Annotated in this window: 17 protein-coding genes and 2 pseudogenes; 13 read left to right on the top strand and 6 right to left on the bottom strand. The window is 33.8% G+C overall.

What is annotated here, in order from left to right; genetic code table 11:
• Positions 1-31 precede the first annotated feature (31 nt).
• From C6H08_RS02445 to C6H08_RS02395, 12 genes and pseudogenes are all read left to right on the top strand, one after another.
• The gene (locus C6H08_RS02445; RefSeq protein ID WP_034565052.1) at positions 32-547 is read left to right on the top strand and encodes a YhcH/YjgK/YiaL family protein; all 516 of its coding nucleotides are present in this window, start codon (positions 32-34) and stop codon (positions 545-547) included.
• 8 nt (positions 548-555) lie between these two features.
• Positions 556-1,071 (top strand): DUF2147 domain-containing protein, encoded by a 516-nt coding sequence (locus C6H08_RS02440; RefSeq protein WP_034565054.1) that lies wholly within the window; start codon positions 556-558, stop codon positions 1,069-1,071.
• 561 nt (positions 1,072-1,632) lie between these two features.
• Positions 1,633-2,067, top strand: a complete 435-nt coding sequence (locus C6H08_RS02435) for a flagellar FliJ family protein (protein WP_034562193.1) — start codon at positions 1,633-1,635, stop codon at positions 2,065-2,067.
• Positions 2,068-2,111: 44 nt separating this feature from the next.
• On the top strand, positions 2,112-2,747 hold the full coding sequence (gene ribE / locus C6H08_RS02430; RefSeq protein ID WP_034562195.1) for a riboflavin synthase: 636 nt from the start codon (positions 2,112-2,114) through the stop codon (positions 2,745-2,747).
• A gap of 143 nt (positions 2,748-2,890) precedes the next feature.
• A complete protein-coding gene (locus C6H08_RS02425) occupies positions 2,891-4,144 on the top strand; it encodes a GNAT family N-acetyltransferase (protein WP_034579688.1) in 1,254 nt (417 codons plus the stop codon).
• Positions 4,145-4,465: 321 nt separating this feature from the next.
• Entirely contained in the window at positions 4,466-5,107 is a 642-nt protein-coding gene (gene rpe, locus C6H08_RS02420; RefSeq protein ID WP_034580005.1) for a ribulose-phosphate 3-epimerase, read from the top strand.
• 218 nt (positions 5,108-5,325) lie between these two features.
• A pseudogene (locus C6H08_RS02415) lies at positions 5,326-6,371 on the top strand (alpha-2,3-sialyltransferase).
• 101 nt (positions 6,372-6,472) lie between these two features.
• Positions 6,473-7,429, top strand: a complete 957-nt coding sequence (locus tag C6H08_RS02410; protein WP_052100040.1) for an alpha-2,3-sialyltransferase — start codon at positions 6,473-6,475, stop codon at positions 7,427-7,429.
• 3 nt (positions 7,430-7,432) lie between these two features.
• A pseudogene (locus C6H08_RS02405) lies at positions 7,433-8,417 on the top strand (N-acetylneuraminate synthase family protein).
• Between the two features lie 8 nt (positions 8,418-8,425).
• A complete protein-coding gene (neuC, locus tag C6H08_RS02400) occupies positions 8,426-9,574 on the top strand; it encodes a UDP-N-acetylglucosamine 2-epimerase (protein ID WP_034565655.1) in 1,149 nt (382 codons plus the stop codon).
• A 21-nt stretch (positions 9,575-9,595) separates the two neighbouring features.
• The gene (locus C6H08_RS11215) at positions 9,596-9,781 is read left to right on the top strand and encodes a hypothetical protein (protein WP_158656789.1); all 186 of its coding nucleotides are present in this window, start codon (positions 9,596-9,598) and stop codon (positions 9,779-9,781) included.
• Positions 9,720-10,607, top strand: a complete 888-nt coding sequence (locus C6H08_RS02395; RefSeq protein WP_104686086.1) for a beta-1,4-N-acetylgalactosaminyltransferase — start codon at positions 9,720-9,722, stop codon at positions 10,605-10,607. The genes C6H08_RS11215 and C6H08_RS02395 overlap by 62 nt, the downstream gene beginning before the upstream one ends.
• A 40-nt stretch (positions 10,608-10,647) precedes the next feature.
• On the opposite strand, the gene C6H08_RS02390 is transcribed toward C6H08_RS02395, so the two are convergent.
• From C6H08_RS02390 to mqnP, 5 genes are read right to left on the bottom strand one after another with little or no spacing between them, the layout of a single operon-like run.
• Entirely contained in the window at positions 10,648-11,370 is a 723-nt protein-coding gene (locus tag C6H08_RS02390) for an arginyltransferase (protein ID WP_004087759.1), read from the bottom strand.
• A 6-nt stretch (positions 11,371-11,376) separates the two neighbouring features.
• Positions 11,377-12,018 (bottom strand): queuosine precursor transporter, encoded by a 642-nt coding sequence (locus tag C6H08_RS02385; RefSeq protein WP_034579127.1) that lies wholly within the window; start codon positions 12,016-12,018, stop codon positions 11,377-11,379.
• Positions 12,015-12,539 (bottom strand): hypothetical protein, encoded by a 525-nt coding sequence (locus C6H08_RS02380; protein ID WP_034562915.1) that lies wholly within the window; start codon positions 12,537-12,539, stop codon positions 12,015-12,017. The genes C6H08_RS02385 and C6H08_RS02380 overlap by 4 nt, the downstream gene beginning before the upstream one ends.
• A gap of 17 nt (positions 12,540-12,556) precedes the next feature.
• Positions 12,557-13,111, bottom strand: a complete 555-nt coding sequence (locus C6H08_RS02375; RefSeq protein WP_034562914.1) for a hypothetical protein — start codon at positions 13,109-13,111, stop codon at positions 12,557-12,559.
• 1 nt (position 13,112) lies between these two features.
• Complete coding sequence (gene mqnP, locus C6H08_RS02370) at positions 13,113-13,991, bottom strand: menaquinone biosynthesis prenyltransferase MqnP (RefSeq protein WP_104686085.1); 879 nt, start codon at positions 13,989-13,991, stop codon at positions 13,113-13,115.
• A 354-nt stretch (positions 13,992-14,345) separates the two neighbouring features.
• Here mqnP and rnc point away from each other — a divergent pair, with 354 nt between their 5' ends.
• The gene (gene rnc / locus C6H08_RS02365) at positions 14,346-15,032 is read left to right on the top strand and encodes a ribonuclease III (RefSeq protein ID WP_034562910.1); all 687 of its coding nucleotides are present in this window, start codon (positions 14,346-14,348) and stop codon (positions 15,030-15,032) included.
• 80 nt (positions 15,033-15,112) lie between these two features.
• Here the strand turns inward: rnc and C6H08_RS11780 are convergent.
• A partial coding sequence (locus C6H08_RS11780; RefSeq protein ID WP_233708450.1) for a PKD domain-containing protein occupies positions 15,113-15,590 on the bottom strand: 478 nt, incomplete at its 5' end.

Genomic DNA, 15,590 nt, shown 5'->3' with positions numbered 1-15,590 from the left:
TCGGCTTTAATGGGAATGGGAGAGTGATTGAATGGCTATTATTTCAAAACTTGATAATTGTGGGTGGCTTTTTTGTCAGCATGAAGCACTAAAGCAGCTTTATAGGTTTTTTGAGACTTGTTTGCAGGGCAAGTATAAAAAAAGAGACTATGAAAATGAGATTCGCATTGATTTGGATTCTGGCATTTTTGCTATGTTGCAAACCTACAAGCTAAAACCATATAAACGTGCATTTTTTGAGACACATAAAGAATATGTTGATTTTCAGCTTACAATCCATGGTAGTGAATGCTTTATGATAGGCGATTCTAAAGATTTTAAGATTCTAGAGTCATATAATGCAGAAAAGGACTTGATTGTATATAAATCAAAAGAATCTACTCATAGAATCATTTCAAGCAATGCGTGTCTTTGTGTATTTTTCCCAAATGATGTGCATGCTGGTGGTCTAAAACACAAGAACATTACGGATAATAAAGTTTATAAAATAGTAGCAAAAGTCCCAAAAACATTATTAGAATCTTATATTGTAAAATCTTGTAATTAGGAGGAAATATGCGTTTATTACGCTATGGAGTGTGCTTATTATGGGGACTTTTTGGTACTGTGTATGCGGGGGATATTTCTGGTATCTATTTAACGCATAAAGGCACTGAAGGGGGTCAAGCTGTCGTTGAGATTTTTAAACATAATGGCAAATATTATGTCTATGGACTAAAGAATCTTGAGGCAGAACCAGTAAGTGATTCATGCAATAAAAATGTCGAGCTACGCGAAAGAAAGAGTGTGGGCGTTGTATTTGGATATGGCTACACAGAAAATAAGAAAGGGCAATTTGTAGATGGGGCAATTTATAATTTTTATAATTGTAAAACATATCATGGCAAAATCGTGCCAAAAGGAAATGATAAAATCGATTTTGTAGGCGCTCTAGATTCCTATTATGTATTAAGTAAAGCATTTGAATGGCAAAAATTAAACACAGAGCAAAGCAAACAATATCAACAATACAGACTACCACTGGAAAAAATCGCGCCAACGATTGATGATACTATTCGTAGCAGGAAGTAGCGATGCAAAACATGGTAAGTGTCCATCACCTTTAGTGTATGAATATTTGATAAAGAAGATGTTTCTTATTTCAATACTTGCTATTACTGGATTAAATTTTTCTCAATAGATTTCAATATCAATCTTGTAAAAATGGGGGGGGGGGGGACACAAACAGGGTAAGTCTCTGAGCGTATTTTATCCTGCATATTGTTTGTAGCAAGGTAAATTTTAAGATAGTCATAATGGATTCATGAATATGTTTCATGCAATAAGGTGTAAAGTTGCTTACATGAGCTAAACTCTACTGGTTTCATATTTACCATTAGAGTACCAATTAGTCTTCACAATTCACATTCTTTTAGCATGTTTGTATCCATACTATGAAATGAAAGAAAAGCTATAAACACACTTTAGCAATATAATTTCCCTTTTAATTGAGATAATAGACTCTATTTTACAAAAAAGTATTAGAAACAAAGTGAGATTTAGCCAAATATAAAATCTAGCCATAGCGTTTTAATGTAGTTTCAAAATCACATGCTATAATGCAAACTGCTTATTTGTATTCAAGGACATGTTATGACAAAACAGCTTGTTAATCTTGTAAAAATCGCAAAGCAACAACTTGATATGCAGGAAAAAAACCTACTACGCAATCAAACATTAATCACGCGTAAATATGCTGATATAGATTCTATCAATACGCAGATTGCTAGTATTCCTATGCCCTCATCTGGTAGCTTCAGTGCTTATCAAAGTCAAAAAGATTCTATTCAAGCCTATCTCTATGAAATACACGAGATTCAAAGGCAAATAGGCATTTTGAAAGAAGAGCAAGAATACATTAAACAACAAATCCGCATAGCACACCTAGAGCATGAAAAAACGCTATATCTCTACAACAAAGCCAAAGATGCACAAACGCTAGAAAACAACAAACAAGAGACAAAACAGTTAGATGAAGTTACAATCATGCTGCATACAAGACAAAAAAACAGCACAAATATTCAGTAGCCACATGATTATGGTAAGATTACGCATTTAGTACGGAGAAAGTTATGTTTAGCGGACTTGTGAGACAATTTGCAAAAGTGCGTTTTTATCGCGATCAAATCCTGTGTTTAGAATCTGATTTAAACCCAAAAATAGGCGATAGCATAGCGGTTAATGGAGCATGTCTTACTGCCATAGAAAGCACAAAAACGCATTTTAGCGTAGAGCTTAGTAAAGAGAGTGCCTCATTAATCGCCACAGAAAACTTGCAAGGGCTAGTGCATATAGAGCCAGCCTTGCGTTTAGGCGATGGATTGCATGGACATATCGTGCAAGGACATATTGATTCTATCGGTGTGATAAAGTCTAGAGAAATGCAGGCAAATCAGCATGTTTTTTGCATAGAAACAACGCAAAAAGCCCTATCTTACATGGTAGATAAGGGCAGTGTATGTATTGATGGCATTAGCCTTACGATACATGAAGTGCGAGATTCTAGCTTTAGCCTTGTGATAATCCCACATACAATGCAGAATACACTTTTTATGGATTACAAAATAGGTCGCAGAGTAAATATTGAGACAGACATTATCACACGAAGCATTGCAAATATGTTTCATAAATATATGCTAACTCACAATAATCCTAGCAAAAAACAAGCCATGCAGGATATGTATGATTCTATAACGCTTTTGTATTGATTTAGGGGTGTTGTTTAAGGTTTTAATATCAGCGATCAATAATAAGCTATTGCATATAGCAATAAATCCACATTTTTTCTTCTCTTAAAACTACAAATATGAGAATCTAAACTATAATTCTATATTCTAAACAAAGGAAAACTATGAAAAAATCACAATTAAAAAAAGAGCTCACATTAAGGCAACTTGTAGCAGACGATGTAGAAGAGTTTAATGAGCTTTTGCGTTATGCCTTTCAAGTAACAGAAAAGGATCTTTTGACATTTGGCTGGAATAATGCCGCTATTAAGCAGTCAAAATACCCCGTGCTAAAAAATGCCTATGTGCTTGGCTGGTTTAATAAAGATAAATTAGTCTCTCAAATCGCACTCTATCCCATGCAAATAAATATCTATAATAGCATTTTTGAGATGGGTGGTATAACAGGCGTTGCGACTTATCCAGAGTATTCTGGCATTGGTCTTATGGCAGATTTAATGAAAGAGATTCTATCAACTATGCGAAAAAATAAGCAAAGTATATCTTGCCTATATCCCTATTCAATCCCCTATTATCGCTCTCGTGGTTGGGAGATTGTAAGTGATAAAATGACTTTTAGCATGAAAGATTACCAAACGCCAAAAGTCCCAAAAGTCGATGGAATCATACAAAGGGTAGATTGTGATAATAAGGATTTAATCGCCCTGCACGATGAGTTTGCTAAACAAACGCATGGCTGCCTTATCCGCAATAAACTCGCATGGGATGAGTATTGGCGGTGGGATGTCGATGATGAGGTGATTGCAATCTATTATGATAGCAATGACAAGCCCACAGGCTATATTGTGTATCTGCTAGAAAATGATGTGTTTAAAATCAAAGAGTTGGTCTATCTCAATGAAGAAGCCCATTATGGAATCTGGGGTTATATAAACGCACATCAATCTATGTTTGATAAGGTAAAGGGGGCAAATTATAGCAATCATAACCTTGCATTCCTGCTAGAAGATGGACATATAAAAGAGACCACACAGCCCTATATCATGGCAAGAATCGTTGATGTTATGCAGTTTTTATCACAATATCCTTTTGATTCTATCAATATGAATGTTATGCTTTGCTTTATTGTGAATGATCCTTTGCTTGAGTGGAATAATAAGCAATTTATCGTGCAGTTTAGCCCAAATGTAAAGCAGGTAAAGGTTATAGAAAGAGAGACTAACTCTAGCCTTGAAGACTTGGGAGATTCTATTTATACACTACATATTAATATCCAAACACTCACAACCATGCTTATGGGATATAAGCGACCGCTATACTTACGACAGATTAACAGGCTTGATGCAGATGACATAACAATTGATATTTTAGAAGAGATTATCCCCGAGGGGAAAGCGTATTTTAGTGATTATTTCTAATTGTTTGAATGCAATATGTAGATTATTTGAGACTAGATTCTATGTTTTTATATACTTGCTTTAACATACAATGTTTTCTAAAATAATAATATATTTTGAAATTAACGATTATTTTGTATTATTACAAGATTATTTGGTAAGAATATTTCAAATGATTTGCAAGGATAGGGCATGTTAGATCCAAAGTTTGAGAAATTACTCCATTCATTAAAACAAGCACGAGATATTGATGATTTAGCAAAGATATCTATGAAAAATATAGATTCAGAAGATTATAGTGAGCCACAATTTGCTAATAACGCACAAGCCCAAAGTGCTTTCATGCAAGTCGCCCCAAGTCTTTTATCCGCAAACTTTTTATACTTAGCACAAGAGATAGAATCTGTTGTGAAAGGGGGGTGCGATCTCTTACATATTGATGTAATGGATGGGCATTTTGTGCCAAATATGACGCTTGGACCTTGCGTATTAGAGGGGATTAAGGACATAAGTGAAGTTCCGCTAGATATACATTTTATGGTTGAAAATGCAGACTTTTTTGTTGATTTATACGCGTCTTTAGCGCCAAGATATATGAGTGTGCATATTGAGAGTGAAAAGCATTTGCACAGACTTATACAAAAGATTAGATCTTATGGAATCTCACCTGCTATCGCTCTCAATCCGCACACACCACTCGAAGGATTAAAATACATTCTTACTGATATTGATATGGTGCTTATTATGAGTGTGAATCCGGGCTTTGGCGGACAGCAGTTTATCCCAAATATGATAGAAAAAATCGCAGATCTAAAAGATATGATTTTAATGCGTAATCCACAATGCCTCATAGAAGTTGATGGCGGTATCAATGATACAAATATCCACGCCCTAAAAAATGTCGGTGTTGATATAGCTGTCGCTGGTAATTATATCTTTAAGCAAAAGGACAGAAAGCTGGCTATACAGAAACTAAAGGTGTAAATTTATAGGCAAGGCATATAAGCCATGTGGTCTTTATTTGGTTTTAGAGCCTAATCTCCTAAAGGGAATTTATCTATAAAGCACGGACAAATACATTCATTTAACATTAAAAGAATATGTCGAGTAGAATTTGTAATAAAACTTTAAAGTTGTTATGGGTGTGAAGTGAATATTGTGCTATAATGCACTCTGACAATTAACAATAAAATAAGAGAGGAATGACTGTGTTGCATTATACACATTCAAATGCCAATAGATGTGCCATCATAGCTGGTAATGGACCAAGTCTAAAAGAAATAGATTACACAAGACTACCCCCCCCCCCCATATGTAGTTGTAATACTAGTTTTGATATAAATAATTACGATGTATTTCGCTGCAATCAATTCTATTTCGAAGATAAATATTTTTTAGGCAAAAAAGTAAAATTTGCTTTTGCTATTTCACCTTTCTTTTTGAGCAGTCCTATACATACAAAACATTATTGTATGCAAGAGAATATGAGATAGAAAATATTGTCGTTTCAGATTTTAACCTTAAGCATATGGATTCATTTTATTTAAGATATTCGCATGTATTTGATGATGTGGTATGTGGCTCAAAACAGCTTTTCAATCTAAGGGATTTTTACGCCTTTATACGCTATAATGAGTTATATCATGAAAGAAGAATAACTTCTGGAATCTACATGTGTGCATTTGCCGTTGCATTGGGATATAAGGAAATCTATATAGCAGGTATTGATTTATATGGTGCAAAAGATGCTTATGCATTTGATACCATGCAGAAAAATTTGTTAGCAATATTTCCATATTTTAGCACTACGCCAGGCAACTTTCACTCAAAAGAAATAGATATTGAAGCCTTACATTTTTTGGAAAAACATTATGGAGTAAAATTTTATAGCATATGTCCAAATAGCCCAATAAATAGATATATCCCCTTAGCAACCTCGCAAAACATCGTCACTTTTCAAGTTGAAGAAAGAAGAGAAGATTCTATAAGAGACGTACTGATACCTTCCGTTAATGCATATGAAAGGTTAAATTATGGGGTAGAGCCTAATCTTTGGCGTATTCATCCATTAGAGAAACAACGAGAGTTAGACATATTTCGTTATAAACAAGCACTAAAAAATAATATCATTTATAGATTGTGTAAAGACTTTATAGCATTGCCAAATGCTATACGCCGACATATAAAGGGATGTTGGTTGAATAAAAAAATGCAAAAATTTATTAAAACAAATGGGGGGGGGGGGTAACACCCACGATTGATGAAAAAACAAATAGTATTTATAAAAACAATGCCACATTTCTATATATCACACATGTATTATATGTCATATCTCTATGGAGGGCAATAATGCAAAATAATGAAATGATAAATAATAAATATGCTATTGTCGCAGGAAATGCTCCGAGTCTTGCAGAGATAGATTATAAAAGGTTGCTTCTAAAATATGATGTATTTCGCTGTAATCAATTCTATTTTGAAGACAAATATTACTTAGGAAAAAGTATTAAGGCAGTAACTTTTGCAACCCAGATGCTTGCAGAACAGATATATACAACACTTCACTTGAATGGCAATAATGAATATAATATAGAATCTGTTTTTATTGTACAGCATCATGTACTACCAACAACACCAAGGGAACTTGAGTTGGAAAGATTGGTGCAAATATTCCACCACAATGTTTTCATACAAACATTATATGAAGGTAAATATTCATGCAACATTGAAGCATTTTTAGGGTATATAAAATTACAAAAATTATATTACTATAAAAATCCAACTTCAGCTATTTTTCTTTGTGCGATCGCAGTATCTATGGGGTATAAAGAAATCTATTTAACAGGAATTGATTTTTATGAGAGTGGAGCCTATGCATTTAATGTTTTACAAGAAAATATTCTGCACCTTATGCCTCATTTTAGAATGGATATAGACAGCAAACAATTTAGTAATAAAAATGAGTTCAGTTATCACTCAAAAGAAGTAGATTTAGAGGCACTCACTTTTCTAAGCAGACATTATGGGATAAAGTTTTATAACTTATGTCCAAATAGTCCATTAACACAATATTTCCCACTAGCACCCATTACAAATAATACTTTTATACCAGAAGAAAAGCCGCAAAATTACACAAAGGATATAATGATACCAAGTGCTTATGGTACAGAACGCATAGAAATTGCCATGCCAAAAAATAACAAATGGAATAGAATGCACAACAATATCTATTTTAAAATATTTAGCGATTTAATACGACTGCCACGAGATATGAGACATTATTTTAAGAATTTAAAGAAAGGATAAAACATGACAACATTTAATATAGAGCATTTAGAGATTGGAGAATCTGTCCCACCGCTTGTTATCCCAGAGATTGGTATAAATCATAATGGCAGTTTAGAGATAGCAAAGCTTATGGTAGATTCTGCTTACAGGGCTGGGGCTAAGTTAATCAAGCATCAAACACATGTCATAGACGATGAAATGTGTAGTGCAGCACAAAAAGTAACCCCGGGTAATGCAGATATAAGCATTTATGAGATTATGAAAAATTGTGCTTTAAGCTTTAATGATGAACTCGCATTAAAAGAATATACAGAAAAGAAAGGCTTGGTCTATCTTAGCACTCCATTCTCAAGGGCGGCGGCAAATAGATTGCAAGACATGGGTGTGAGTGCGTTTAAAGCCAATTATCCTAAGCACAGGTATGAATAATATAGAATCTATTGCTAAAAGTGTAAAGATTCTAAAAGATTTTGAAGTCCCATTTGTGTTATTACACACGACAAATCTCTATCCCACACCACCACATCTTGTGCGATTAAACGCAATGCTAAGACTTAAAGAAGAGTTTAACTGCCTTGTTGGTTTAAGCGATCACAGCATCAATAATCTTGCATGTCTTGGTGCAGTAGCACTTGGGGCGTGTGTATTGGAGAGACATTTTACAGATTCTATGGATAGAGATGGACCTGATATAATCTGTTCCATGGATGAAAACGCATTAAAAAAGCTAATCACACAAAGCAAAGAATTATTCATTATGAAAGGCACAAGCAAAGAATCTAAAGAAGCAGCAAAAGAAGAGCAAGTAACAATTGATTTTGCTTTTGCAAGTGTTGTAAGTATAAAGCCTATTAAAAAGGGTGAAATACTAGATATGTCTAATATTTGGGTAAAAAGACCGGGAAAGGGTGGAATCCATGCAGAAGAGTTTGAATCTATATTGGGTAAAAAAGCGGTGAGAGATATAGCAGAAAATGTGCAGATTCAATATGATGATTTTAGATAAAGATTCTAATAAAGGGAGTTGGAGTTGAAAAAATAGTTTTTGTAAGCGGGACTCGAGCGGATTTCTCAAAGATAAAATCACTTATGTTAAAGATTGAGGAATCAAGTGATTTTGAGTTACATATATTTGCGACAGGCATGCACTTAAGTAAGCAGTTTGGCTCAACTGTGAGAGAGATAGAAAAGTCTAATTTTAAGAATATCTATAAATTCATTAATCATGATAGGTATTATCAAATGGATTTAGCCCTATCTCACACTATCGATGGATTCTCAAAGTTTATCGCTGAATATGAGCCAGATTTAATAGTCGTGCATGGCGATAGGGTAGAACCACTAGCAGCTAGCATTGTGGGGGCTTTAAATAATATTTTAGTAGCACATATTGAGGGCGGTGAGGTATCTGGCACGATAGATGATAGCATTCGTCATGCTATTTCAAAACTTGCACATATCCATTTAGTAAATGATGCTAAGGCTAAAAAGAGATTATTACAGCTTGGAGAAAATAAAGATTCTATATTTATCATCGGTTCGCCTGATTTAGACATTTTAGATAGTAATTCTATAAGTTTAGAAGAGGCAAAAAGATATTATGAGTTAGATTTTAGTGAATATGGCATTGTTATGTTTCACCCCGTAACAACGGAGTTAGATTCCATAAAAGCACAAAGCGATGAAATGATACGGGCACTGCAAGAAAGCAAGGAAAACTACATTATCATTTATCCCAATAATGATTTAGGTTTTAATCTCATTTTAGAATCTTATAAGAGTTTGAGAAATAATCCACATTTTAGATTCTATCCATCCATTCGGTTTGAGTATTTTATCGCTTTGCTCAAAGGTGCAAAGTTTTTAATTGGCAATTCAAGTTGCCTATTAAAAGAAGTCCCATATCTAGGCATACCAAGCGTTAATATCGGTTCAAGGCAGAATGGTAGAATGGGAAGTAAGTATCCTAGTGTATTTCATGCAAATGCAATAAAAGAAGAAATTCTACTTGCTATACAAAAAGCAAAAGATTTTAAACATCAGCATAAAAATCATGCAAAAAGAACAAAAAGTAATGAATTATTCTTTGATTTATTGCAAAAAGGCGTATTTTTTGATATACCAAAGCAAAAGAAGTTTTTAGATATAAATAGCATGGAATAGACTCTTATATAAGGAGATACAATGCAACTATCACAATACATTAAATCATTGTTTAAGAAAAGCCCAGCACAACGGATGTCACAGGGCATACATTTACAAACACTAGATTCACTCACACCTACAAATGTTTTGACACAAATAAATAATGTCTGGACTTATAAAGCAACTATGGGGGGGGGGGGGGATTCCACCCCTATATCAGTTTGATGACAATGCAAAGGATGCAAAATCACCGCTTAATCCATGGGCTTTCATTCGAGTAAAAAATGAAGCGGCTACATTGCGTGCTAGTTTAGATTCTATCCTACCCGCAATTCAAAGGGGAGTGATTGGCTATAATGACTGCACAGATGGAAGTGAGGCTATAATTTTGGATTTTTGCAAACAAAACACAGGTTTTATTCCAGTAAAATATCCCTATGAAGTGATGCTAGAAAATCCCCAACATGAATACAATAAGCTACATTGTTACTATAGGTTTGTATTGGAGCATATCCCTAAAGATGAATGGCTTATTAAAATAGATGTTGATCATATCTATAATGCGAAAATACTTTTTCAAACATTCTATTTGGCACAAACACAAAAACATGCGATTATCTATCCGCGAATAAATTTTCTTGTAAGAAAAGAGCAAGTCGTATATAAAATTTATGTGCAAAATAATGGTGTCAGTGGTTTTATTGATGGTTACGATCAATTGCTAGTGTGTAATAGAGGTATTGATTTTATTGAGAGAAAAACTTCTAAAGCCGCTCAATGGATTGATAAAGATAATTATGAAAATATATTATATTCTGAACAACAAGTTGTGCCAAAAGATATAATCTATATTCATGCACCGCTTATGCAATGGCACTTTCCTGCCATAAAACAGAGAAGACAAGACTTTAGCAAACATTTAGATACAATGACTTTGCAAACTTTTAAAAAACATAATAAACACCTTATTAGTTTAAAAATCCCTAGCTTTATGCTTGAAGAAGAACTTATAGAATCAATATATAAGCAATTTAATCTAGAACTTGAGTAAATAATGATAATATGGTTACCCACATTTATTCTCTATTTTCTCAATCATATCTCTTCCAATATGTCCTATCAAAAAAGTCGGCTTCATTTAGCAAGGCTTCAAAAGGTTTATATCTCTCTTTATAGCCCATAGATTTATGATTTTTTATCCAATACCCCGGATAGAAATATTTGAGATTTAGCTTTTTAGCAAGATTTAATAGCAATATAATATTAAGTGTGCCTAGACTTAGCTTTTCATAATCATGATCGTAAAAAAAGTAATTTGCACTCATAGAACTCAGCACAATGTCAAAATAACTCACGCCAATAAGCCTACCATCGCGATACAGACACATTTCATAGCCAAAGTATTCACTCCCGGCAACAAATGAGTTTGTATAACGAGACATATCGATATTATTCATACTCCAGTTTTTTTTACGCATCATTTTTGTGTGATATTTCACATATAAGCACACTCTTGCATCATTTGTTAAAGGTCGTCTTATCTGTATGATAGTATCGCTATTTTTTTTTAGAATCCGCTTCATGTTGGGGCTTATTTGAAACTCATCTACAAGTTGTCGTATCGTAATACATTCCTTACAATTAGGGCATTGTGGCACGAAGAAATACTCACCAAAGCGGCGATACCCACGCTCAAGTAAGCCTTGATAAAAGTATGGTGTGCAATCCTTGATACCTAAATATCGAAATTGACTTTCTTTATTTTCAAAGTAAGAACAAGGATGAAGCTCTGAAAAAAAATCAAAATATTCCATATACTACTACTTCCCAATATAACGCACTTTTTTATAAGTTTTAATCGCAATAAGATAAAAGATAGGAATATCAAGTAGATTCACAAGTGATTTAATCCCATAATCAAATAAAAATAGCATAAACACATCATAATAAGGCAGAATCCCCAAAAATGCGATATGAAAAAACACAAAGGTATCAATACATTGTGCCATACACGCACTCACACCATTGCGAAACCACCAAAGACTAGGGAATCTCTGCTTTAATCTATAAAATATCACAACATCTAAAAATTGTGCTACAAAAAAGGCGCTCACACTAGCTATCGCGATACGCAAAGCAAGGTGTGGCTCATTTGAGATAAAGGCAATCGCACAAGATGGTAAAAATGCGATTAAAAGTCCATAGCGCAATGCCTTTAAAACATCTTTTCTGCCATGCTTTTCACTCAATATATCCATAATCAAAAATGAAAGCGGATAGGTTAATGCCCCATAGGTAACATGGCTTAGATTAAGCGTTATATCAATTAAGGGAATATGCACACTACCGATTGTAAAGCTTACAAAATAGTTAGAAGCAACTATTACGCATATAAAAAGACTAACAGCAGTTATAAATGTGTTTTTATTCATCGCCTTTTCTTTTGGTGGCATATAACTCATGCTATCTCTCCCTTATGTAGCTCCGATAGTTTTAATACAAACTCCACTTCACTTTTTGTAATACGCAATTCCTTAGAAATCGCATCGATTGTATAGCCATTTTTAAAAAGATCTAGAATCTGCTTTTCATTTCTTTGTTGCGATGGGGCATTAAAATGCCCTAAACTTCGCAATCTCTCTTCTAGCACTAGAATCTTATCTTCAAAATATTCCCTATCACTTTGTAAGCCGTGTTGTAATGATAAAATATCTGCTTTTAAATCTGCCATTGCCTTAAAGGCTTCTGTGTTTGGTTTTGCCTCAAGTGTGCGTTTTTCATTTTCCATAATCCATTTTTGAATCTTATAAATCTCTTTATACACATCTTCGATAGAAGCCTCTAGTCGCACAAACTTTTTTGCACTCTCTTTTTCTTTCAGTGAGATATAAAGTAGCACAATAATAATCATAAGAATAAATAATCCCGCCATAACGACACTCATCATTTCATAGCTAAGATTCATTGCATTTGTAATATTCATATAGCCCCTTTCATATATTATAGATTCTGTGTTTTTCGTGCTTTAAGCATTTCTCGTTCAATACTTACAATATAGCTATCATAATCTTTCAGGTCTCTATCTGCCATCTTTTTTATCTGTAAAATCTGCGTATCTTTTGCGATAGCAAATAAAGGCACACAACGCACTGGAAACACAGGTAAAAAAAGTCGCACATAATACTGCTTATCTATCTCAAGTAGTGTAGAATCTAGCATTGTAGAATCTAGAATAATAGCTCCATGTCCTAACTGCTTGGTATGAATGCTATGCTTTAATGGAATGTATTTCTCGTGAGAATCTGTTATAAGATTCTCAAGATGCTCCAACTTCTTATAAATATGCACTAGCATTTCACCAAGTATAGCCGTGCCACCACCGCATTTACAATCACCGCTTTTTGCTTTGAGTGAAGATAGCCATTTATCAATAGAGTTTGCATGTAACTGCGTAATCACTTCATATTCCTTGATAGCCGCCAACTCTATAGAATCATCAAGGACTTGTAACTCTATCTGCAAACTCGCATCAACCAAGCGTGTTTCTAAATCCATACTAAAACCTCACTATGCTATCTAAAATAATGAAAAACAAAAAGACAAAGCCCAAATATCCATTCGTTGTAAAAAATGCACGGGGGATATTACAGAAATCTTTTCTCACAATCAAATGCTCAAAAAAAAGCATACAAGCCGATAAAATAAGCCCCACAATAGCAAGATGATAAGTCGTGCTAAAACGCAAGAATAAAGCCCAGAAAAACACAGAAAAGATATGAAAAATACGCGCTATTTGCAACGCATTCTCCGCACCAAATCGTGCAGGTATAGAGTAGAGATTATGTCTTTTATCATGCTCTATATCTTGCAAGGAATATAAAATATCAAATCCAGCCACCCAAAATAGCACCCCAAAACTAAGAAAAATAGTCCATAAATGCACCGCACCACTTACTGCAATATCTCCAGCAATAGGGGCTAGTCCAAGTGATAAGCCAAGCACCAAATGTGCAAGACATGAGAATCTTTTCATCACACTATAAACGCCAAGTATAAATAAAAATGGAAAAGATAGCTTAAAAGCTAAATCGTTAATAAGATAGCTTACAAAGACAAATAGCACCGCATTTATCACACAAAAAAGAAGTAAAGCAGGAAGACTCAAGCGACCATCAACACTTGGGCGATTTTTTGTCCGCTCATTTGTAGAATCTATATTTCTATCACAAAGTCGATTAAAAGCCATCGCAAAATTACGCGCAGTAATCAGGGCAAAAGCACATAAAAAAAGCGTTTTAAAACCAAAAAATCCGCTATCATAAAATGCGTTTGATGATACAATCATAGCAATCACAATAAAACTTGCACTAAAAATGGTATGCTCAAACATTACCAATTCACTTAAGGTTTGTAATTGCTTTTTTAATCTTTCCATGAGAAACTGCACTTTCAATATAATCTAATAAGCTTTATTTTTTGTATTTATTAAGTCATTTATTTAAATCTTTAACTATAACTTAAAATTGCTGAAAAATCAATAATACGATATGCTTTTATTTGCTATATATCTTGTAAGAAATACTTAGCGAGATTCTAGAGACTAGAATATTATATGTTGGACTATATAGAATCTAGTTTAAGATTCACAAAAGTTTTATTTTGCTTGACATACATGTAGCAAATTAGGTCGTATTCTAGAAATTTTGCCTTGCCTACATAACGCATGAATATGAGTTTGTTGGTATTTTTTGCTAGAATTCTAGCTTAATATTTATTTTAAGGGGTTATTTTGGAAACAACACTCTCACCACATATCCATATATTGGAGCAGAAGCTAAACTACACATTTAAGAATAAAAAAAAATTAGCAGAAGCATTAGCGCATAAATCTTTCAAAAAGCCTTATAATAACGAGCGTTTGGAGTTTTTAGGTGATGCTGTGCTTGATTTAGTTGTAGGGGAGTATCTTTTTGAGACATTTACGCAAAAAAATGAAGGTTCATTATCAAAAATGCGTGCATCTTTGGTGAATGAAGCTTCATTTTGCAAACTTGCTCAATCCATTAATTTAGGTGAATATCTTAATCTATCCACTTCGGAAGTCAATAATGGAGGGAGATTAAAGGCAAGCATTTTGAGTAATGCCTTTGAGGCAATTATGGCGGTAATCTATCTTGAATCTGGGCTAGATTCTGTAAAACGCGTGTTTTATCCTATTCTGCATAATGAATTTCGTATTAATGAAGAGTTACTAACAAGTGATTATAAGTCAAGCTTGCAGGAATACACACAAGAGCGATTTGGCTGTATCCCAAGCTATGAGATGCTCTCACAAGAAGGTCCAGATCATAAAAAGATTTTTACCATGCAAGTAAAGATTCAAAATAAAATATATGCGAGTGCAAATGGTGTAAGCAAGAAAGCAGCTCAACAAGCCGCCGCAAAACTCACATTACAGATACTGCAACAAATGTGATGGGCCACATAATGCTTTTGTGTGCGTAAGGAATAGGCTGAATATTGTAAGTAACAATAATCTGTTTTAGCCATCAACTTTCACAATCCAATCGATACATAATTGCACATTCTTAACCTTACATTATATGAGCCTTCTTTATTGAATGATTTTAATATATTATCCTTTTGACTACTTACTTCACCATCTCCAAAATCCCATTCAACCTCTACTAACTCAATAGAAGTAACAATATGAAAGCCTATCACTTCATCAATAGCTATCACACTTTTAGTAGCATATATCTCTAGTATAGTTGTATCAAAATCTGTATTGTAGTCAGGTATTTGCACCTTTTTCCACTCATCTGTATAATCACTGATTGGAGCTTCGCCTATTGCTTTGAGTGCATTCACAGTAGTTTGCTGCATATCATAGCTTTTGAGTAAGTCTGGTTTATTTGCATTTGATAGGACATTTTGATAGCTATTACTGATTGATGTTTTTTGGCAATTTGCTTTATTTATCTGTGCGTTATCATTGGCACTTTTATGTAATACTTCTGCTTTGATCTTATCT

It is taken from the genome of Helicobacter bilis (genome assembly GCF_900198365.1).
Classification (GTDB): domain Bacteria; phylum Campylobacterota; class Campylobacteria; order Campylobacterales; family Helicobacteraceae; genus Helicobacter_A; species Helicobacter_A bilis_B.
The sequence above is the reverse complement of the archived record's forward strand: the minus strand, read 5'-3'. Positions and strand labels throughout refer to the sequence as shown.